Raw genomic sequence first — 21,224 nt, forward strand, 5'->3', positions numbered from 1 at the left:
AAAAAAATATCAAGTTAAAGGCTAAAAGTTGCTCTTTGTAAACGGTCGTTAATAGATTTTCCTAAACCAAATTCAGGGAATCTTTCTGCAATAATTACATCTAATTTTAGATGGTCTAATTCGTGTAAAGAATCGTATAATTTTGATGCAGCTTCGTGCAAAGATCCTTTTTCTGATAATATAATTTCTGTTAGAGAAACATCATTCAAAGAATTTTTAAAAGGTAATACACCAATTTTTTTACCTAAATGCTTTTTAACTTCATTCGCAATATCATCAACCAAAAAAGTACGAGTAGCAGGTGCATAATGTCTTGCCAACATTCCTGGAGCATCCGGACTTACTTCTTCTTTGTTTTTAATGCTAATTTTACCAATAACCGCTTCAATATCTTCTAATGCCAAAGCACCTAATCTGTAAATAATAGGTTCGTCATTTATAAAACCAATAATGGTAGATTCAATTCCGTTTGTACAAGCTCCACCATCCAGCACCATTTTTATATCGTCTTTAAAATAACGTTCTACATGTGCTGGTTTTGTAGGGCTTATGCTTCCAAAAGGATTTGCACTTGGTGCTGCTAAAGGAAATGGTAATTGTCTTAATAACTCTAAAGTTACTTGGTGATTAGGTACACGAACGGCAACCGTATCTTTGCCTGCAGTAATAATATCAGGAATATTTTTGTTCTTTTTTAAGACCAAAGTCATAGATCCTGGCCAAAAAGCATCTGCTAATAACTTTGCTTTTTCAGGAATGTGCGTTACAATTCCGTCTAAGGCATCAACAGAAGGTATGTGTACAATTAACGGATTAAAAAACGGACGCTTTTTAGTTAAAAAAATACTTTTAATTGCTTTTTCGCTAAAAATATTCCCTGCTAAACCATAAACTGTTTCCGTAGGTATGGCAACCAATTCTTCATTGGTTAATAATTGTATGGCTTTTTGTATGTCTTTAGAAATGATGCTCATTGATTATTCTTATAGACCGCAAATTTAATTATAAAATAGCACAAATAGGTTTAGTTAGTTTGATAAGAAATAAAGATCTAATTTTTTTTGATAATTAATGCTGTTTTTATTTTGTTATGAACGTAGGTTCATTAATTTTGTGTAAAATTTAAGAGATGCCTAGACCTCACAAGAAAAGAAAAGTAAATCATCCACCAAAAATGCTGGGTTTTAAGCCGTTTGGAATTCGGTTTTGTGATACGGAGCATGTCGATATGCAGTATGAAGAATATGAGGCTGTAAAGTTGGTTATTTATGATAATCTTTCTCAAGATGCTGCGGCAGAAAAAATGGAGGTTTCTAGACCTACGCTTACTAGAATTTATAACAGTGCGTTAAAAAAAATTGGACAAGGTTTTGTGGAAGGTAAGTCGATTGTTATTAAAGGAGGGAACTTTGAATTTGAAAAAGATTGGTACAAATGTAAAACGTGTTTTAAATTAATTGATGGTGTTACAAATCCTACAACATGTGGTGATTGTCCTGCCAATGATAAAGATGAGTTAGTGAATCTAAATGAATAGAATATGCCAAATTTTGATAACAATGGTCCACAAGGTTTAGGTCCAAAAACAGGAATGAAATTAGGAGAATGTAGAAAAACTAAATCCGATGCCAATCAATCTCCAAAAAATAGACCTTTTAGAAAAGGAAGACGTAAAAAAGACAATACGAGAACAATAGTGATAATAAATGATTCGTTATGAAAAAAATAGCAATACCAATAACAAAAGACAACAAGATTGCAGACCATTTTGGAAGATGTAAGTTTTATGAAATCTATACTTTTTCTAATACAAATGAAATTTTAGACTTAAAATTGTTAGAGTCGGATGGTAAGTGTGGTTGTAAATCTAATATTGTTAGTGTTTTAGTAAAGGAATGTGTAACATTTATGTTGGCGGGTAATATTGGTGATAGTGCAATGAGTAAGTTAGTGGTTGCTGGTATTGGCGTAATACGCGGTTGTTCTGGTAAATCTGCAGACGTTATTTTAGAGTTTGTTGAAGGTAAAATTTCTGATACAGATGTTAGTTGTGCAAGTCATGGTCACAAACATAAAAAAGAGCATGCACACGCATGTCATCATTAGTAATCTATACATTATTTAAAGACTAAAAAGCATCAGATGGGGAATCAACTTAGTGGTAAAAAATCAGAGCAGAATTGTTATGATAACTAATCTTTTTCAATTAAGACCTCGTTATGGAGAAGTCGATAAAATGGGCTATGTTTACCATGCCAATTATGTAGTCTATTGTCATCAAGCACGCAATGAATTATTGCGAAAATTGGGTTTAGATGAAGTCAAGTTAGAGAAAAATCAAATAATGTTACCTGTAGTTTCTTTTGATATAAAATACAGAAAACCAGCTCACTTTGATGAGTTGATTACTATAAAAACAATTATTAAAGAAATGCCAAAAGTTCGTTTCAGTTTTGATTTTGAAATAACAAATGAACAAAAGGAGTTGCTAAGTAAAGCTAAGTCAGATGTTGTTTTTGTAGATTTTCTGTCTCGTTTGCCGAAAAGAATTCCAAGTTTTATTGAAAAGAAACTAGCTGCTTATTTTTTTAAAGAAACGGTATAAAATTAATGATTTTAAAAGCTGATTATATCTGGTTAAAAACCTATACAGTCTCTTTTTGTGATTGATTTAATAATGCAGAGTTAAAAACTGAAACAGTTCTGTGGTATTGCAGTTTATATAAATAAAAAATTAACAAAGTAATTCATTAATTAACCCTTTTTTTTCAGAGTTTTGCACCTGAAAAAACACTAAATATTTACAGGTTAAATAATCTGTAAAAGATACTCATTAGAGAAAGCGACGTTGTAATAAACGTTTAAAATAAAGCACTTATGACAAATAATATAGCGATAGAAGATCAATATAAAAGAACTTCTTTATTTGAAAAAGAAAATATTAATTATCTAGTTCATGTTTTAAAGAGATTTAATACGGTACCAAAAATAAATAACATTAATATTATTACTTCTAATACGGTACCAAAAGTTTTTAAAATTGTTCCGAATGAATCGATAATAATTGGTGCTTTATATTTAAGAAACCCAGTTTTGGCATTGGTTTATTTACGATACGGAATAGAATGGCAACTTTGGTATAAAGCCTTAGAAAGTGAAAAAAAAGATACTTCTTTATGTAATATTGCTGCCTTAGAAGTAACTAGAATTTTTTACAAGTTGCTACCTAAAGAGGATAAAGAAAAGTTAGAAAATGTTGATTATTTTTTAATTAATTTGATTAAAAATGAAGACAGTCTAAGTGCTGAATCTTTATTAGAGCATGAAGAATTAGAAGCGTTTCATGGATTAAATACAGGGAGTAAAGTATTTGAAAAATCTTGGAAACCTATTATTGATAACCTTGCAAAACCAACAGAGTATTTATTAATGGATGGTGGTGACCATAGATTAAATATTGATGAAATAGCTTTATTAAATAAATATGGTTGCAGGCCTTTTCCAAGACCAGAAGCTTTTACGTTTGCCTCTTCTACAGCAACTAGTGTTTCTAATTTTGCTTTTGATAAAACAGATAAAGCTAGAAGTATTTTAATTAAGAATAGCTTAAAAAATGGATTTAAAGAGAGTGCCATAGAATTTTCTGAATTATTAAAAAGTAATTTGAGAAAAATTTTTACTTTAAATGATGCTTGCGAAATAATTTTTTCTCCTTCAGGTACAGATTCATCACTTCAAATAGCAGCTATTAGTCAAATTGTTACAGACAAAGAAATTACACATATTTTAGTTGCTTCCGATGAAACGGGTAGTGGAGTTCCTGCTGCATTAAAAGGATGTCATTTCGAAAATAATACAGCTTTAAATTTTCCGGTGAATAAAGGTGATAAAATGGAAGGTTTTAGAGACGTAGATCTTATTAAAATTCCGTTTAGAGATGAAAAAGGAGCATTAAAATCAACAGAAAAATTAGATTCTGAAGTTTTTACAGCAATTACTGAAACTCATAAATTAGGAAGACAAGTTGTATTACACGTGATGGATCATTCTAAATTAGGTTATCAGTCACCTAGTGTAAAAATGATGCGAGAAATAGATGCTCTTAAAGATTTGTCATTGCAAGTAATTATTGATGCAGCACAGTTAAGATTAGATCCTACAGATATTCAGAACTATTTAAACAAGGGTTATATTGTTAGTATTACCGGAAGTAAATATTTTACAGGACCTCCGTATTCTGGAGCATTAATTTTTCCGGAATGTGTAAGTCTGCAAATTAATGATGCCAAAAAGAAGTTGCCAAAAGGATTAACGCAATATTTTAATCATTCTGATTGGCCAGTTAATTGGTTTTGTTCTAAAGAATTATCGGACGGATTTAATTATGGTTCTTATATGCGTTGGAATGCTGCAATTGTAGAGATGGAACGATATTATAAAACACCTATTTTATATAGAAATATGGGAATAGAAATGTTTTGTAATTTTGTAGAAGACTCTATAAAAGAAGCTACTTTTTTAGAACCTGTTTATGGTTATGAGTCTAATTTAAATACAAATAATGACGAAGAATTTGGAATAAGAAATATTCGAACTATTTTTCCTTTTTTCATCCTTAAAAATAAAGAAGCATTGTCTGTTGATAAAGTGAAAAAACTTTATGCGCTTTTGAATTCTGATCTTTCCAATAAATTTGAAGGAGCTTCTTTAGAAATTATAAGACTTGCAGCACAAAAATGTCATATTGGGCAGGCAGTAAACGTAAAGTTTGAAGACGATATACAAAGTGCAGTCTTAAGAATTAGTTTGGGGGCCAGAGTAATTTCTGAAAGTTGGGTAAATAGAGATATCAGTCTATATTTTAGAAATATTGAAGCACAATTGAGTCAAATTACTGTAATTATCAAAAAAATAGAATTGATTCTTAATACGCCAGAATTATTGAAATAATTTTTTAATTGATTGGAGCATTGCCTTGTTGTTAAATTTACAAGGTGATGTGTTTCGTCTCTTTATAATTTTGACTTATTTTAATACCAAAATCGTTGACTTTTTTCCAGTCAGTTAACTCTATAGGTTCTTTGGATTTTGTAGGACCATCAGTTAATCTCATAATTAGTTTAATCATAATTCTATCTAATAAAGAGTATGATTTATAATCTAATTTACCGGCAAACACTTCTAATAAATCAGGAGTCCAGTTTATCTCTTTTATAAATTTAATTAGATATGGATTTGTAGAAGGGCTGTTTTTATTTTCTTTTCTTGCTACCAAATTAACTGAGAAAAAGGCTGTTTTTATTTCTTTAAGGTACTCTTTGTTTTTTAAGATAAAATCATAAACTTGTTTGTTGTGTTTTCCGTACCTAATACTTGCTCCAATTATTAGTGTGTCAAATTCCGATAAATTATCATTAAAATTCTCAATTGAAAATAGTGCTGATTTTATTTGCTCTTTCTTGAAATGAGCATTTAGTTCTTCACAAATTTTTTTAGTTTGTCCGTCTATAGAAGAGTAAATAATTCCGATTTTTCTTTTCATAACATTCTTTTGTCACTTTGTCTTGAATTATTACTTTATTACTGTAAAATGTTCCTGTTTTACAGACTACTAATTTACGAAATTCAGTGGAGTTTTTTGTTATTTAAAAAGGAGGAATATTGTATGTTTTTAAAGGGGGCGGTATTTCGTGTCTATTGATTTTTATTGAATAATTTACTCCTCATCAAAAGTAGCTGTGGGGCAAAATAATAAATCTGTAGGGTTGTCAATTTCATATAAATATTCATATCCTTTAGACTCTTTTTTGCAAAAAGGTTCCAAAAGTCTTGCCATATTTCTAAACCCTTCTAGGGTTAAAATACAAAAAAAAGTTTCGTTATCTTTGGTTAAGATTCCTTCATCAGTTTTAAATAAACCGAAAATTAAATTGCAATTTCGTGGCGTTATAAAATCTAAGGTAGCTAAATCTAACTTTTGTTTTTTATCAATAATGGTATCTACAATTAGGTCTCTAAATAGAATTGCTTCTGCTTTGTCAAAATTGTATAAACGAACAATGTTCTGATCATGTCCGTCTATGTTTTCAATATAATCTAATTCCATTTATCGTTTTTAATAAGTTTTTCTACAGGTTATAGTAGAAAGTGAGGTGTAATGAATAATTGCTGAAAGTATTTTAAATTTCCTTCATCACTAAAAATAATATCTTTTTATCTTTTTCCGTTAATTCATGAGATAACTCCTTAGGGTTAAAATGAAGTTTAAAAGAATAAATAGCATTTTTAATATTGTCTGTATTGTAGCCAATATATTTTAAAGCAAAAGTAATATTAAAGTCTACCGGAAGTGTTACGGTCTTTAAATCCTCTTCAGTATACCAAATTCCAAAACCACTTTCTGCTAATGATTTCCAAGGAAATAATGCACTCGGATCTGTTTTTCTTCCAGGAGCAATATCCGAATGACCAATAATATTTTGCGCAGGTATTTTATATTTTTTCGTCAGCTTTTCTAATAAGAAAGTTAAACTATTAATTTGAGCATAAGAAAAAGGTTCTGTACCATTATTATCTAGTTCAATACCAATAGAGGAGCTGTTTATGTCGGTGTTTTTACCCCAACTTCCATTACCTGCATGCCAACCTCTAACCAGGTCGTGTAGCATTTGTGTAATGGTTCCATCATCGCAAATTACGTAGTGAGAGCTTACTTGTGTGCGCTCTAAAGCAAAGGTTTTATAGGTTTGCATACAACTATCTTGGGCAGTGTGATGTATAACAACTAAATTAGGTTTTCTTAAATTAAAATTCTGAGATTCTATAACCTTAGTCGTTCTGTTTCCTATGGTGTCTGACTCAATTTTAACTAGAGATTTCCCTAATTGTTTTGCTTTTTTATGATAGGTGTTCTTAGATATTTGATAGATGTTTTTAGAACACGAAGCAAATACCGTAATGATGATTAAAAGTCTTAAATATTTCATTGATTTGTTTTTTAATGTGCCTGTAACCAGTTTTCTCCAATTCCCATTTCAACATCTAAAGGAACACTCATTTTAAAAGCGTTTTCCATTTCGTACTTTATAATAGGTCTAATAATTTCTAACTCGTCTTTATGCGCGTCAAAAACCAATTCATCATGCACTTGTAAAAGCATTCTAGATTTAAAACCTTCTTTTTCAAATCGATTATGAATGTTAATCATGGCTAGTTTTATAATGTCTGCAGCAGAACCTTGTATAGGAGCATTTACAGCATTTCTTTCTGCACCAGATCTAACCATGGCATTTCTAGAATTGATATCTTTTAAATATCGACGTCTGTTTAAGATGGTTTCTACATATCCATGTTCTCTAGCAAAATCTACTTGTGCAGACATGTATGCTTTTAACTTCGGATACGTTGCATAATAGGTGTCAATTAATTCTTTAGCTTCACTTCTAGATAAGTCAGTTTGATTACTTAATCCGAAAGCAGAAACTCCATAGACAATTCCGAAATTGACTGTTTTAGCGTTACTTCTTTGTTCTCTTGTAACTTCATCCAACGGAACGTTAAAAACTTTTGCAGCGGTAGAAGCATGAATATCTTCGCCGTTTTTAAAAGCTTCCATCATATTTTCTTCTTCACTTAAAGCTGCAATAATTCTTAATTCTATTTGAGAATAATCCGCCGCTAATAATACATAGTTTTCATCTCTTGGAATAAACGATTTTCTAACTTCTTTTCCTCTTTCTGTTCTAATAGGAATGTTCTGTAAATTCGGGTTGTTAGAACTCAATCTTCCTGTAGCAGCAACCGCTTGCATATATTCCGTATGAATTCTTCCTGTTTTCGGATTCACTTCATTTGGCAATGCATCTACATACGTGCTTTGTAATTTTTTATACTGACGATATTCTTGAATATCTCTAATAATTTTATGGTCTTTTGCTAAGAATGATAAAATATCTTCGCCTGTTTTATACTGACCTGTTTTTGTTTTCTTAGGTTTTTTAACTAATTCCATTTTCTCGAACAACACAATTCCTAATTGTTTTGGTGAAGCAATATTAAATTCTTCACCTGCTTGTTCGTAAATATTTTTTTCAAGTCTGTTGATGTCATCCGTTAAGGCAACAGATAATTCTTTTAAGAAATCAATATCGATGTTAATTCCTTCAATTTCCATGGCTGTTAAAACCGAAACTAAAGGCAATTCAATAGTATTAAAAAGAGTGCTAACATTTCCGCTTTCTAATTCACCAGTAAAAAGTTGTTTTAATTGAAACGTGATGTCTGCATCTTCTACCGCATATTCTGTTTGATCTGCAACCGGCACAACACGCATAGAAAGCTGATTTTTCCCTTTTTTACCAATCAAATCTACAATAGAAACCGGTTGATAATTCAAGTATGTTTCTGCCAACATATCCATATTGTGGCGCATATCTGGATTGATTAAGTAATGCGCAATCATGGTATCAAATAACTTCCCTTTTACAGGCATTTCATAATTCGATAACACTTTTATATCATACTTTAAATTATGACCTATTTTTTCGATTCCATCGGATGTAAAAAACGGACGAAATTCTTCTAAAATGGCTTTTGTTTCCTCTTGATCTTCAGGGAAAGAAACATAATATCCTTTACCAACTTCGTAAGAAAAAGCAATTCCTATTAATTCCACTTCCAAAGCTCTTAAACCCGTAGTTTCTGTATCAAAACAAACCGAAGTTTGTTCCATTAATTTTTTAAGTAATAATTTTCTAGCAAAAGGCGAATCTATATGTTGGTAAAAATGACTCGTATCTTTTATCGATTTAAAACCAGATGCAATTTCTTCTTCAGAAACACTTCCGCTTCCTGGTGCTGCAAATAAATCAAACTGACCTTCAGGAACTGGAGCTGCTTTTTTAGTTGATGATTTCTCAACTGCGCTCGAAGGGACATCTATAGAATTTTCGGCAGAATTCGCTTTTTCAGCGTTTTCTACAGCAAAAGTTCGTAAGAAATTGGTTAATAGATTTCTAAATTCTAACTCGTTAAACAGTTCTGTTACCTTGTCCTTATCTGGCTGATCTAATTCAAAGTCTTTGGCATCAAAAGTTACCGGAACATCCAACATTATTGTTGCCAATTGTTTAGAAAGCAAACCTAATTCTCCGTTTGCTTCTATTTTCTCTTTCATTTTTCCTTTTAGCTCGTGCGTATTTGCTAAAAGATTTTCCATAGAACCGTAAGCAGCTAAAAATTTCTTTGCGGTTTTTTCTCCAACTCCAGGTAAACCTGGGATATTATCTGCAGAATCTCCCATCATTCCTAAGAAATCGATGACTTGCTCAGGGTTTTCTACACCAAATTTTTCTTTAACTTCATCAACACCCCAAATATCATAACCACCACCAAAACGAGGTTTGTACATAAAAATATTCTCAGAAACTAACTGAGCAAAATCCTTATCTGGCGTTACCATATAGGTTTTATAACCTTCTTTTTCTGCTTGTTTAGAAAGTGTTCCAATAACATCATCTGCCTCAAAACCTTCTTTTACCATAATAGGAATGTGCATGGCTTTTAAGATTTCTTGTATGTAAGGAACAGCTAATTTAATCGCTTCTGGTGTTTCATCTCTGTTGGCTTTATAAGCTTCAAACATTTCTACTCTGTCTACACTTCCACCTTTATCAAAACAAACCGCTAAATGATCTGGTCTTTCACGCTTTATCACGTCTAAAAGCGAGTTCATAAAACCCATAATTGCAGATGTGTCTAAACCTTTGCTGTTAATTCTTGGGTTTTTTATAAAAGCATAATATCCTCTAAAAATTAATGCAAAAGCATCCACTAAAAAAACTCTTTTTTGATCTGACATTATATTTGTTTTGTGGTTTAAATTGATGAAAATTTGACCTCAAAAATAGTGTTTTTTGAGATGCGAGAAAGGTACAAAACTTTAACAAGACGTTAAAATCCAATCGAAACTTAAAAACCTACCTTTGCCAACATTTTAAAATTTATTTATGCCACGTTGGGTTTTTCCTTTAATCATATTAACTATTGTTATCACGCTTGTAGAAATTTATACGTTTCAAGCGTTTAAAACAGTCTCTAAAAGTAAAATAGTTCGTTATTCTTTTCTATTGATAAGTATCGCGGTATACATTAATTTTTTCATCACTTTCTTAACATATTCTAGAAGTGTAGGGCAAACGCCACAGTTTCAAATGGCCGTGGGTTTGTTGCTAACAATTTCTATTCCTAAATTGGTTATTATCATCTTGCTTTTTGGAGAAGATGCATATCGTTGGGTTTTAAAATTATTTTCTGCAATTTCAAGCGGAGAAACAAAACAGCTTGTAGGTAGAAGAAAGTTTATTTCGCAGATTGCTTTAGGTTTGGCAGCAATTCCTTTTGCAGCTTTTATTTACGGAATTATTCAAGGGAAATACAATTACAAAGTTTTAAAATACCAACTAAGCTTTAAAGATTTACCAGATGCTTTTGATGGTTATACCATTACGCAAATCTCAGACATTCATTCTGGGAGTTTTACCAACAAAGAAAAAATTAAATATGGTGTAGATTTGATAAATCAGCAAAAATCGGACATAATGTTATTTACAGGTGATATTGTAAATAATAAAGCAGATGAAATGGATGATTGGATGGATGTTTTTGATAAGTTAGAAGCAAAAGACGGTAAATATTCCATTCTTGGTAATCATGATTATGGCGATTATATGGATTGGGATAATCCGCAAGACAAAATAGATAATTTTCAAAAAGTAAAAGATATTCACCAGAAAATAGGGTTCGATTTATTACTAGACGAGCACCGTTATTTAGAAAAAGACGGACAAAAAATTGCATTATTAGGCGTAGAAAATTGGGGAAAAGGATTCAACCAAGCGGGAGACCTTGCAAGGGCATCGGCAAACATAAAACAAGAAGATTTTAAAATATTAATGAGTCACGATCCAAGCCATTGGGAAATCAAAGTAAAACAAGATCCTTTTAACTATCAACTTACGTTAAGTGGGCATACACATGGTTTGCAAATGGGAATCGAAATTCCGGGTTGGTTAAAATGGAGTCCTTCTAAATACGTTTACAAACAATGGGCAGGTTTGTATGAAGAATATGGTAGATACATTAATGTAAACCGAGGTTTTGGTTACCATGCATTTCCTGGTAGAGTAGGTATTTGGCCAGAAATTACAGTGATAGAATTGAAAAAAGGCTGATCCTCAGACCATTTAATTACTTTTCTATATATTTGTTAAGTTACAAGTGATTATTTATACGTTTTTTCCCCCTTAAAAAATCTATATTATGGCAAAATTTGGTGATTTAATAAGTGCTGAAAAGCCTGTTCTAATTGACTTTTATAAAGATTGGAGCGAGGTAGATAATACCGTACATACTTTAAGAGATGTTGCTGCCGTTTTAGGTGATAAAGCTAAAGTAATTAAGATTGACATCGCTAAAAATGAAGCGCTTGCAGAAGCGTTGTTAGTTAAAGGAAATCCTACTTTTATGATTTATAAAAATGGCGAAATGAAATGGCGCCAAACAGGTGCTCAAGATGCAAATACTTTAATTGGTTTGGTGCTCAAGTATCTTTAATTTTTAGAAGCTATTTCCTGCTTTCCACTATATCTTTTTGTTTAAAAAAAAAACAAAAAGGATGCCGTTACGATAATGGCTAGAATTTTTTTGTTTGCTAACTTTTGTCTTTTCGAGTTTCTAAGAGAATACTATTAGGACGCATAATTTGTGTTTCTATGCGATGAGATTTCTCAATCACCGAAAAGGCTCATTTCGAAATAACAATTTATTTTTTTTATATTGACTTAAATACAAATCCTTTATCAGAAAAATGTTTTAATACTTTAGGTAGCGCATATTTCATTCTTTCAGAAGCTTTTACGCTATCATGAAAAACAATAATGCTTCCTGGTTCAGTATTTTTTAAAACGTTTTCTAAACACTTTTCATTAGAAATTTTGGTGTCAAAATCTGCAGATAAAACACTCCACATAATAATTTTGTAACCTTTTTCAATTAGTTGTTTTGCTTGGTTCTTTTTTATTTTTCCGTAAGGAGGCCTAAAGAGTTTCTGTGTAATTGTTGAAGTGTTAAATTGTTTAATTGTTTGCTCGCACTCTAAAGCATTTTTTACATAGGTGTTGGTTTCACTTTTCCAGCCCTTTAAATGGTTTTGGGTATGGTTGCCAATGCTATGACCATCAGAAATAAGTTTACTGAATATTTCTGGATGATTTTGTATGTTTTTTCCAATACAAAAAAAGGTGGCTTTTGCTTGGTGTTTTCTTAATTCAGTTAAAACAAACTCGGTGATTTCTGGCGTAGGTCCATCATCAAAAGTGAGAAAAATCTCTTTTTTATCAGAAAGAAAACGCCACGTATATGTAGAGAAAAATCTCATCATAAAACGTGGCGTTCTGGGGAAATAACTTTTCATTTAAAAGGTGTTATTCTTCATCTGGCATTAGATGATCAAATAGTTTTACAATGCTTATAAATTCGTTTTGTAAGTCATCTAAATATTCTTTATCTACTTCGCCTTGTTCTACTTGTGTAATAATGTTTCTGTACATGTACAACGTAGTATCAATGTCATCAAAAATTAATTCAGTATCTTCCATAGAGAAAGTACTTAACCAAATTAATTTTTCTTTAAATAAATCAATCAATGTTCTAGCAGTTTCTCTAGCTTTTTTACTGTCTTTTAGATTGTAATAAGCTTCTGGGTATCCCATAGATAAACTATAATGATCAAAGTCTTTAATAGGCATTTTATCTAATGATAAATCTAAAATTTCTAAAGCTTTTGCTGTGTCTCCTTCTTTTGCGAAAGCTTCAGATAAACGCAATAAGCTATTACGCATAGAAATTGAATTTCTTTTGGTTTGTTCGTCTAAATAAATTTTACCATCGTTAATATTTCTCCAATCCCATTTCTGAACATTGGTGTACATTTTTTCGGTGTCTATTCTACCCATATCAAACAAGCTCTTGTTAGCCATAGGGGTTTTAATAGGTACTAACTTGTAAGCCAAACCATCTAACTGTAGGTAATCTTTTAGCCAAAGGTACTCTTCTGGAGCATTTGCGCCACCTGTAAAGTAAATTGGTCTTTCCCAATTGTTATTGGCAAGAATATCTAACATTAAAATTCTGTTCTTAAACAAAGCTCTATCATCAATAGTAATGTCTATGTATGGTAAAATTTTATCAGCATCTTTTTGTGCTACAATTCCGCTTTTTAAGACCGCTTCTTTATTAACAGGAAGTCTAATTTTATTAGTCGGATAAAACTTTTCTTTCAGCCCATTTTCTGTTTCTACATAAGTTGCATCACTATCTGAAGCAATCCAACGCATAAAGTTTTTAATAGTCATCACAGAGTCTTTAAAACGCGGGTGATCCATAGAATAAGCAACATCTAAAGTTCCGTATTTGTATTGATCGTGTTCTAATTGAGACGGAATAGGAGCTGCCTTATAGGTAGCTCTTTTCATTTGGTCTATGTACCAATCTGTAGCAAAAAGTGAAGTGTTTACAAGTTTTACATCTGTTCTAAAGTCTTCTACCTCTTGCATGTACCAAAGTGGAAATGTATCATTGTCTCCAATGGTAAACATAATGGCGTTTTCGTCACAACTTTGTAAATATGCCTTCGCGTTTAAGTGTGTTGTGTATCTGTTAGAACGATCATGATCATCCCAGTTTTGAGAAGCCATTAAAGTTGGTACTGCTAATAGAGAAACCAAAGAAACTGCAATGGCAATTGTTTTTTTATTACCAAAATTCTTAAAGTATTCATAGAGTGCAAGTACACCAAAGCCAATCCAAATGGCAAAAATGTAGAAACTTCCTACAACGGCATAGTCTCTTTCTCTAGGTTCAAATGGTTTAGGGTTTGTGTAAAATATAATAGCAAATCCTGTAAACGCAAAGAATAAGAAGAGTGTAAAGAAGTTTTCTTTATCCCATTTAATTTGATATAATAAACCAATAATACCTAAAATTAACGGTAAAAAGTAGTATTTGTTTCTTCCTTTGTTTTCTAAGGTTTGAGAAGGTAGATCCTTTTGTGAACCTAATCTCATTTCGTCTAATGCATTAATTCCACTAATCCAATTTCCGTTAAAAATATCTAAGTTTCCTTGTATATCATTTTGCCTTCCAACAAAATTCCACATAAAATAACGTCCGTACATGTAGCCAAACTGATAGCTCATCATAAACTTTACATTCTCTGCAAAAGTAGGTCTACGTTTACTGTTTTGCGGAATTCCAGCAATAGATTTGTACATTTTTTCTGAAGCAGGGTTTACCATTCTTGGTATAAAACCTTTGTGCTTGTCAGACCAGTTTGGTACAACTCCTTCGTAGTTATTTACAATCTCGTATTTACCATTTAATTTTTCATATTTTGGCTTATCATCTTTGTAAGGATTCTTTGCGTCTTGCTCTCTGTCGTAAGAATTTGAGTAATACGTGTCATAAAAAACATTAGCATCACCATATTGTTCACGATCATAATACGCTAATAATTCACGTGCACTAGAAGGATTATTTTCGTTAATTGTGGTGTTTGCGTTTGCTCTAATTGGTAACATCATCCAAGAAGAGAAACCAATCATAATAAATAATACAGAAAGGATTAAGGTGTTTGTGTGAATTTTATTTTTCTTACGAGTGTAGTTTAATCCTAAGTAAAATAATATAATTAAAATAATTGCAGCAATAATACTTCCAGAATTATAAGGCATTCCTATAGAATTGATAAAAAATAACTCTGAAGCACTAAAGAATTTTAATGTAAACGGAAATAAGAATTTAAAGACAAACATTAACGCTAAAACAGAAATTACGGTTGCAATAGCAGTTGTTTTTATGTTGATGTTTTTATACGTCTTAAAGAAATATAACATTACAATAGCCGGAATAACCAACAAAGAAAGAATATGTACTCCAAATGATAATCCTACCACAAAACTGATTAAAATTAACCATTTGTTTCCTCTAGCTGTGTGTAGTTCGCTTTCCCACTTTAAACCTAACCAGAATAATAAAGCCATTAAAAAAGATGACATTGCGTATACTTCTCCTTCTACGGCACTAAACCAAAAACTATCTGAAAAAGTGTATGCCAAAGCTCCTACTACAGAACTTCCTAAAATTGCTATGTATTTACCTTCTGAACCTTCACCATTTTTTAAAGCAAGTTTTAGAGCTAAATTAGATATAGTCCAAAACATAAACAAAATGGTGAATGCACTTGCTAATGCAGACATAAAGTTTACCATTTTAGCAATATGTGTAATATCTGTAGTAAACATTGCAAAAAATGCACCTAACATTTGAAATAAAGGCGCTCCCGGTGGATGTCCAACTTCTAATTTAACGGATGTAGAAATGTACTCTCCACAATCCCAGGCACTCACAGTTGGTTCTAGTGTAAGGTAGTATGTAATTAAAGCAATTACAAATGTTGCCCATCCTAAGATGATGTCCCATTTTTTAAAGTTTGCTGATGTCATAGTCGTTTTAATAATGTGTGGCGAATTTACTAATAAATATGAATTAAATTAGTTTGGGATTGGTATTATAACTGATAATTTCATCTTAAATGTTTGTTAAATGTAAAAAAAAATAAAAAAATGTTTGCAGATTCTAAATAAAGGTTTAAATTTGCACCCGCATTACAGTATTGGCCTATGGTGTAATTGGTAACACACCGGTTTTTGGTACCGACATTCAAGGTTCGAGTCCTTGTAGGCCAACTGCAAACCCTTTTAATCATTTGATTAAAAGGGTTTTTTATTTTTAGCTTTTTTTTTGTGTTGGTAATTGTGTCGGTTTTGTAAGATTACTTATCAAGCAATAATACGCCAAATGAGGTTGGTGTATGAAAATCAGGAGTTTCTGTGTTTGGGTTTATCCAAGTAATCCAAGTAGGTTTAAATGTATTGTCTTCTTGTTGGTTGTATTTTGCTCTATAAATTCCTGTTTCTATAGCTCCATTTTTTAACAAGTTTAGATCTTTTAAAGATTGAAGTGAAATTTCAATTTCTACAATAAAGTTATTTTTGTTTACTGACGTTTTAACTGCTATTTCTTGTGTGGGCCAATTCCAATTAAAATCGAATTCTCTATTTGGACGAGCTTTAAAATCCATAATTCTACCTGTAGTATCTATTTCTAAACAGTAATATGGGTCTAAAGAAGTATTACTTCTAAAAAATAATTCTACTCTATCAGAATCATTTATGCTTTTATTTTTATCACCAGAAGGATGTATGTGTGTCTGATGATCTTCTACTTTAAATTGGAAGAATATTTTTTCTGAAGTATGAAGGGCTCTCAATTCTATTTTCTTTACAGGTTTGTCATTCCAAGGAGATGTAAAATTGGTTAAAGAATCTGCTTTTTTCCAAATTGGATTATTGCCATCTGCTGAAATATTTATTTCTGTATCTTTTATTAATTTTACGTTGTAGCTATTCATTTGTAATTTTATGTTATCAAATTTATTTTCTTCCAATACGGGAATACTACCTTTTCTAGCAGATGTAATCACGGTTTGTCAAAAGATGATGTATTACATCCAAAGTTACTATTTAAATTTCTTTTATAGTTTGTGAGTAGACGAAGTATTAAATGTTGTTGTTCTTTTGATATTTGTGTCTCTTTTTTTAGTCTTTTAGTTTCAAGTTTATTAAACAGATAGCGTTAATATAAATATCATCTAAGTTAAAAGGGATTCTACATAAATTTTATTTTTGTATTGAAATAGAATATTAATCTTTAAAAATATATAAAAATGAAAGTACAATCATATTTAGCATTTAATGGAAATTGTCAAGAAGCATTAAATTTTTATGGAGAATTATTTAACGCAAAAATAGAAAACAAGACAACTTACGAAGATAAAAAAATAGATGTTCCTTCTTCGTATAGAAAAAATTTACAGCATGCAGAGTTAAAAGGTAAGGGTGTGGGTTTTATGGCTTATGATGCTGCTCCCGATACGCCAATAAATTCAGGGAATCAGGTTCATATGAGTGTTGATTTTAATGACAAAGATGAAGCGGAGTCCGTTTTTAATGATTTATCTAAAAATGGAATTACGCATACCGGATTCGGAGAGAAGGAATGGGGTTTTTATGGAAGGTGTACAGATGAATTTGGTATAAATTGGATGGTAAATTCCAAGAAATAAGAAATTTAGAAACAAAAAAGGATAGCAAATTAATGTTATCCTTTTTTTGTTTTTACCTTTTGTTTTAAGATGTTTTGTGTTTCAAATTAAATAATTATTTTACCTTTATACTTTAAAATGAAAATGTATCCTATTGATTAGTTTTATTACTTGCTTATAGTCATTTTTAGAGATACTAAAATTAAAAATTTTCAGTATAAATGCGTTTTTTACTTCTATTCTTAATTCCTTTTTCTGTTTTTTCTCAAATAGAGAATCAGTCTAAAAAATTTGACTCTATCTATTATCAGGTTGCTGTAAATATTTCTTCTGCAAATCCTATTAAAGCAATTCACTTAGCAGATTCTCTTTCTTTATATTCTGCCAATAAACAGCAAAAAATTAAATCGCTAATGCTTATTGCAGATATTTTAGCTAAACAAGAAAAAAGAGGAGAAGCGATTATTAAGGCGTTGGAGGTTTCAGAGATAGCGAAAGATGCAAAAGAATATGTTTTACTCGCTAGAAATTATGGTTTTTTGGCTACACAATATAGAATGATTGGCTTTTTAGATAAAGGGAAAAGTTTTTTGAATGAAGGAATAAAAGTTAGTAGCCTTTTTTCTGATAAAAAACAAGTAGTCAGTTATGTTGCTATGTGCAATCAAGAATTAGCTGAGTTTGCATTAGAAGAAAAAGATTATAAAAAAACGATAGAACACCTACAGTTAGCAATGCTTACGTTTGAGAAAGAAGAAGATGCACAGACTAGATGTTTTGTATTGGCTAATGCGGAAGAGATGTTAGGACGTTCTTATTTGTTTTTAGGTGATGTTGATAAGGCTATATCTCATTTTTCTAAGTCCAATTTTTTTATAAATGAAGCGGGAGCAGGTAATACCATATGGGCCTCTTTAATATATCAAAGTTTAGGAAATGCATTTTTAGAATCTAAGAATTTAGATAGTGCTGGTGTTTATTTAAAGAGATCGCTTTCTATTTCAAAAAATAGTAATCATGGTTCTTTAAAACAACGTGTATTTAAAAGTGTGTCTGAGTATTACTCTCAAATTAAAGAAATAGATAGTTTTACGTTGTATAATACTAAATATAATACTCAGTTAGCTAAAAATACAGCAGAAAAAAGATTGATGATAAATAGTGCTTACAATTCACTACAAGAGCGCCCAGGTAAAAATAAATCGAACGGTACAATAATGTATGTAGTAGTGTTTATAGTATTGTTTTCTGCTTTTGGTTTTTACTTTATCAGAAAAAAAACAAGTACTACTAGACAGAAGGATCCTGTTGATGTTGGTAGTAAATCATCAGATTTCACCATTTCTCGAAAGACAGAGAATTACCTTGAAGCCAAATTAAAAGAATTTGAGGAGTCGGATGAGTTTTTAGATAAGAATATGTCTTTACCTAAATTATTAGGCTTGTTAAATATCAATTCTAAATATTTTAGAAGGTATCTTAAGGATAACAAAAATACAGATTATACTAATTATATTAATGAGTTAAGAATACAATATATTAAAGAGAAATTAAAAACAGATAAAGAGTACTTAAATTATAAAATTAGTTATTTAGCTGAAGAGTGTGGTTTTTCTTCTCATAGTAAATTTTCTGCAAGTTTTAAAAGCGTTCTTGGTATCAGTCCTTCAAAATTTATTAATAAGCTTAAAGAAGATGAGGTTTCGTCTTAAAAAAGGTACTTCATTTAATCTTGGTGCAAGCTTATTCCTTTATGTATTTTAGTTATATATATATATATATTGCTTATTCTTTTCTAATTTTTATAGTTTTTTTTTACCCTAAAATTAGAGCGTTAAAACAGTTTAAATTCATTAATTCTTAAAAGGTGTAAAGTTGTTTTTTTTTACGTAACAAACTCTTTTTTGATTGTGTTGTAATTGTTTTTTTTAGTGGATAACTTATAGTTGCTTGTTTATATGGTGTTTGCGGACTGTCTGTTTTACGGAAAACAGACAGTGGGTAGCTTTTTAATAGAAAGATTCTAGTATACTTTTGTGAAAAGTTCTTTTTCAAATAGTAATTAAATATTAATACCTTTTTCTTCCCCTAAATATTTAATTAAAAAACATGTATTCTTTAGGTTCTTAAATATCGTTAATGTTGTTTTTGAACGATAACTATCTAGAAATTTAGAATTGATTATATCTTAAAATTTTAGGATGTATAAAACTATTTAACTAGAAAGATAATAAAGAACAAAAATACAGAAAATGAAATTTGTTTTGTGCACCAATTTTAACCTTGATTTAAAAGAATGATTTTTAGAAAAAAAATTAATATACCATTTTTTTTTACGTTTTTATTTTTACTCCCATCTTCTGTTTTTTCTCAAATACAGAATCAATCTAAAAAATTTGACTCTATATATTACCATGTTGCTGTAAATATTTCTTCCGCAAATCCTGTTAAAGCAATTCACTTAGCAGATTCCCTTTCTCTATATTCTGTCAACAAATATCAAAAAATTAAATCATTAATGCTTGTTGCTGATATTTTAGCAAAACAAGAAAAAAGAGGAGAAGCAATTATTAAGGCGTTGGAAGTTTTAGAAATAGCGAAAGAAGCAAAAGAATATGTCTTATTAGCTAGAAATTATGGTTTTTTAGCTACGCAGTATCGGATGATTGGTTTTTTAGATAAGGGGAAAAGTTTTTTAAATGAAGGGATAAAAGTTAGTCGCCTTTTTTCTGATAAAAAACAAGTGGTCAATTATATTGCTATGTGTAATCAAGAGCTCGCGGAATTTGCACTAGAGGAAAAGGATTATAAAAAAACGATAGAATACTTACAGTTGGCAATGCTTACGTTTGAAAAAGAAGAGAATGCACAGACAAAATGTTTTGTAATGGCTAATGCAGAAGAAATGTTAGGGCGTTCTTATTTGTTTTTAGGTGACGTTGATCAGGCTATATCTCATTTTTCTAAGGCCAACTTTTTTATAAATGATGCTGGAGCAGGCAATACGATATGGGCGTCTTTAATTTATCAAAGTTTAGGTAATGCTTTTTTAGAATCTAAGAATTTAGATAGTGCTGGTGTTTATTTAAAGAGATCTCTTTCTATTTCTAAAGATAGTAATCATGGTTCTTTAAAACAGCGTGTATTTAGAAGTGTGTCTGAGTATTATTATCAAATTAAAGAAATTGATAGTTTTACTATTTATAATTCTAAATATAACACTCAGTTAGCTAAAAATACAGCAGAAAAAAGATTGATGATAAATAGTGCTTATAATTCGTTAAATGAGCGTTCAGATAAAAAATCATCTAACAATAAAATCTACGTTATAATACTTATGTTGTTACTTTCTGCTTTCGGATTTTATTTTATCAGAAGAAAAAGAAGTATTACTAAAGAAGAGGACTCTGTTGAAGTTAGTGATAAATCATCAGATTTTACAATTTCTCAAAAGACAGAGGATTACCTTGAAACCAAATTAAAAGAGTTTGAAGAATCTGATCTGTTTTTAGATAAGAATATGTCTTTACCTAAATTGTTGGGTTTGTTAAATATCAATTCTAAATATTTTAGAAGGTTTCTTAAGAATAACAAAAACACAGATTACAATAATTATATTATTAGGTTGAGAATATATTACATTAAAGAAAAACTAATAACGGATAAAGAGTACTTGAATTATAAAATTAGTTATTTAGCGGAAGAGTGTGGTTTTTCTTCTCATAGTAAGTTCTCTGCAAGTTTTAAAAGTATTCTTGGTGTCAGTCCTTCAGAATTTATTCATAATCTTAAAGATGATACTATTTCATCTTAAAAAAAGTGTTTCAATTAATCTAGTTACACAAGTTGTTTTTATGCTAATTTTAGATAGAAGCAACTTTTCTGGTTTGCTTTGGTTTTTAGAATTCTTAATCGTCATTTATTGTACTATTTTTTCTTTTAAATAATGGTTAGCTATTTAGTTATTGCTACGTTATTTAATTTGTCTTTTTAATCTTAGAAG

At 30.4% G+C, this 21,224-nt stretch carries 18 protein-coding genes and 1 tRNA gene; 11 read left to right on the forward strand and 8 right to left on the reverse strand.

Annotated elements, in window-relative coordinates; translation table 11 throughout:
• Positions 1-14: 14 nt before the first annotated feature.
• Entirely contained in the window at positions 15-974 is a 960-nt protein-coding gene (locus H0I27_RS02300; RefSeq protein ID WP_218732318.1) for an L-threonylcarbamoyladenylate synthase, read from the reverse strand.
• A gap of 155 nt (positions 975-1,129) precedes the next feature.
• On the opposite strand from H0I27_RS02300, the gene H0I27_RS02305 reads away from it, so the two are divergent.
• From H0I27_RS02305 to H0I27_RS02325, 5 genes are all read left to right on the forward strand, one after another.
• Positions 1,130-1,537, forward strand: a complete 408-nt coding sequence (locus H0I27_RS02305; RefSeq protein ID WP_218732319.1) for a DUF134 domain-containing protein — start codon at positions 1,130-1,132, stop codon at positions 1,535-1,537.
• Positions 1,538-1,540: 3 nt separating this feature from the next.
• The gene (locus tag H0I27_RS02310; RefSeq protein ID WP_218732320.1) at positions 1,541-1,720 is read left to right on the forward strand and encodes a DUF5320 domain-containing protein; all 180 of its coding nucleotides are present in this window, start codon (positions 1,541-1,543) and stop codon (positions 1,718-1,720) included.
• Complete coding sequence (locus H0I27_RS02315; protein WP_218732321.1) at positions 1,717-2,106, forward strand: NifB/NifX family molybdenum-iron cluster-binding protein; 390 nt, start codon at positions 1,717-1,719, stop codon at positions 2,104-2,106. The genes H0I27_RS02310 and H0I27_RS02315 overlap by 4 nt, the downstream gene beginning before the upstream one ends.
• Before the next feature lie 79 nt (positions 2,107-2,185).
• The gene (locus H0I27_RS02320) at positions 2,186-2,605 is read left to right on the forward strand and encodes a thioesterase family protein (RefSeq protein ID WP_218732322.1); all 420 of its coding nucleotides are present in this window, start codon (positions 2,186-2,188) and stop codon (positions 2,603-2,605) included.
• A gap of 272 nt (positions 2,606-2,877) precedes the next feature.
• The gene (locus H0I27_RS02325) at positions 2,878-4,950 is read left to right on the forward strand and encodes a hypothetical protein (RefSeq protein ID WP_218732323.1); all 2,073 of its coding nucleotides are present in this window, start codon (positions 2,878-2,880) and stop codon (positions 4,948-4,950) included.
• A 37-nt stretch (positions 4,951-4,987) separates the two neighbouring features.
• On the opposite strand, the gene hemG is transcribed toward H0I27_RS02325, so the two are convergent.
• From hemG to polA, 4 genes are all read right to left on the reverse strand, one after another.
• Positions 4,988-5,542, reverse strand: a complete 555-nt coding sequence (gene hemG / locus H0I27_RS02330; RefSeq protein WP_218732324.1) for a menaquinone-dependent protoporphyrinogen IX dehydrogenase — start codon at positions 5,540-5,542, stop codon at positions 4,988-4,990.
• A 174-nt stretch (positions 5,543-5,716) separates the two neighbouring features.
• Positions 5,717-6,106 carry a hypothetical protein gene (locus tag H0I27_RS02335; RefSeq protein ID WP_218732325.1) on the reverse strand — a complete coding sequence of 130 codons (390 nt, stop codon included), beginning with the start codon at positions 6,104-6,106 and terminating at the stop codon, positions 5,717-5,719.
• Positions 6,107-6,179: 73 nt separating this feature from the next.
• Complete coding sequence (locus H0I27_RS02340) at positions 6,180-6,986, reverse strand: N-acetylmuramoyl-L-alanine amidase (protein ID WP_218732326.1); 807 nt, start codon at positions 6,984-6,986, stop codon at positions 6,180-6,182.
• 11 nt (positions 6,987-6,997) lie between these two features.
• Positions 6,998-9,859: a DNA polymerase I gene (polA, locus tag H0I27_RS02345; RefSeq protein WP_218732327.1), complete on the reverse strand. Its 2,862-nt coding sequence runs from the start codon at positions 9,857-9,859 to the stop codon at positions 6,998-7,000.
• Positions 9,860-10,007: 148 nt separating this feature from the next.
• Between polA and H0I27_RS02350 the strand changes: the two genes are divergently transcribed.
• Positions 10,008-11,231 carry a metallophosphoesterase gene (locus H0I27_RS02350; RefSeq protein WP_218732328.1) on the forward strand — a complete coding sequence of 408 codons (1,224 nt, stop codon included), beginning with the start codon at positions 10,008-10,010 and terminating at the stop codon, positions 11,229-11,231.
• An 88-nt stretch (positions 11,232-11,319) separates the two neighbouring features.
• Positions 11,320-11,613 (forward strand): co-chaperone YbbN, encoded by a 294-nt coding sequence (locus H0I27_RS02355; RefSeq protein WP_218732329.1) that lies wholly within the window; start codon positions 11,320-11,322, stop codon positions 11,611-11,613.
• Between the two features lie 217 nt (positions 11,614-11,830).
• Here the strand turns inward: H0I27_RS02355 and H0I27_RS02360 are convergent, their stop codons facing one another.
• Both H0I27_RS02360 and H0I27_RS02365 read right to left on the reverse strand, forming a co-directional pair.
• Entirely contained in the window at positions 11,831-12,472 is a 642-nt protein-coding gene (locus H0I27_RS02360; protein WP_218732330.1) for a polysaccharide deacetylase family protein, read from the reverse strand.
• Between the two features lie 10 nt (positions 12,473-12,482).
• Positions 12,483-15,560 (reverse strand): DUF2723 domain-containing protein, encoded by a 3,078-nt coding sequence (locus H0I27_RS02365; protein WP_218732331.1) that lies wholly within the window; start codon positions 15,558-15,560, stop codon positions 12,483-12,485.
• Positions 15,561-15,731: 171 nt separating this feature from the next.
• Between H0I27_RS02365 and H0I27_RS02370 the strand changes: the two genes are divergently transcribed.
• Positions 15,732-15,803 (forward strand) — tRNA-Gln (locus H0I27_RS02370).
• A gap of 86 nt (positions 15,804-15,889) precedes the next feature.
• Here the strand turns inward: H0I27_RS02370 and H0I27_RS02375 are convergent.
• Complete coding sequence (locus tag H0I27_RS02375) at positions 15,890-16,600, reverse strand: carbohydrate-binding family 9-like protein (RefSeq protein ID WP_254713130.1); 711 nt, start codon at positions 16,598-16,600, stop codon at positions 15,890-15,892.
• A 243-nt stretch (positions 16,601-16,843) separates the two neighbouring features.
• On the opposite strand from H0I27_RS02375, the gene H0I27_RS02380 reads away from it, so the two are divergent.
• The 3 genes from H0I27_RS02380 (at position 16,844) to H0I27_RS02390 (ending at position 21,035) form a co-directional block, all read left to right on the forward strand.
• Positions 16,844-17,242, forward strand: a complete 399-nt coding sequence (locus H0I27_RS02380) for a VOC family protein (protein WP_218732332.1) — start codon at positions 16,844-16,846, stop codon at positions 17,240-17,242.
• A gap of 200 nt (positions 17,243-17,442) precedes the next feature.
• Positions 17,443-18,933 carry a helix-turn-helix domain-containing protein gene (locus tag H0I27_RS02385; RefSeq protein ID WP_218732333.1) on the forward strand — a complete coding sequence of 497 codons (1,491 nt, stop codon included), beginning with the start codon at positions 17,443-17,445 and terminating at the stop codon, positions 18,931-18,933.
• 584 nt (positions 18,934-19,517) lie between these two features.
• Positions 19,518-21,035, forward strand: a complete 1,518-nt coding sequence (locus H0I27_RS02390; RefSeq protein ID WP_218732334.1) for a helix-turn-helix domain-containing protein — start codon at positions 19,518-19,520, stop codon at positions 21,033-21,035.
• Positions 21,036-21,224: the final 189 nt, after the last annotated feature.

The organism is Polaribacter sp. HaHaR_3_91 (assembly GCF_019278525.1).
Classification (GTDB): Bacteria; Bacteroidota; Bacteroidia; order Flavobacteriales; family Flavobacteriaceae; genus Polaribacter.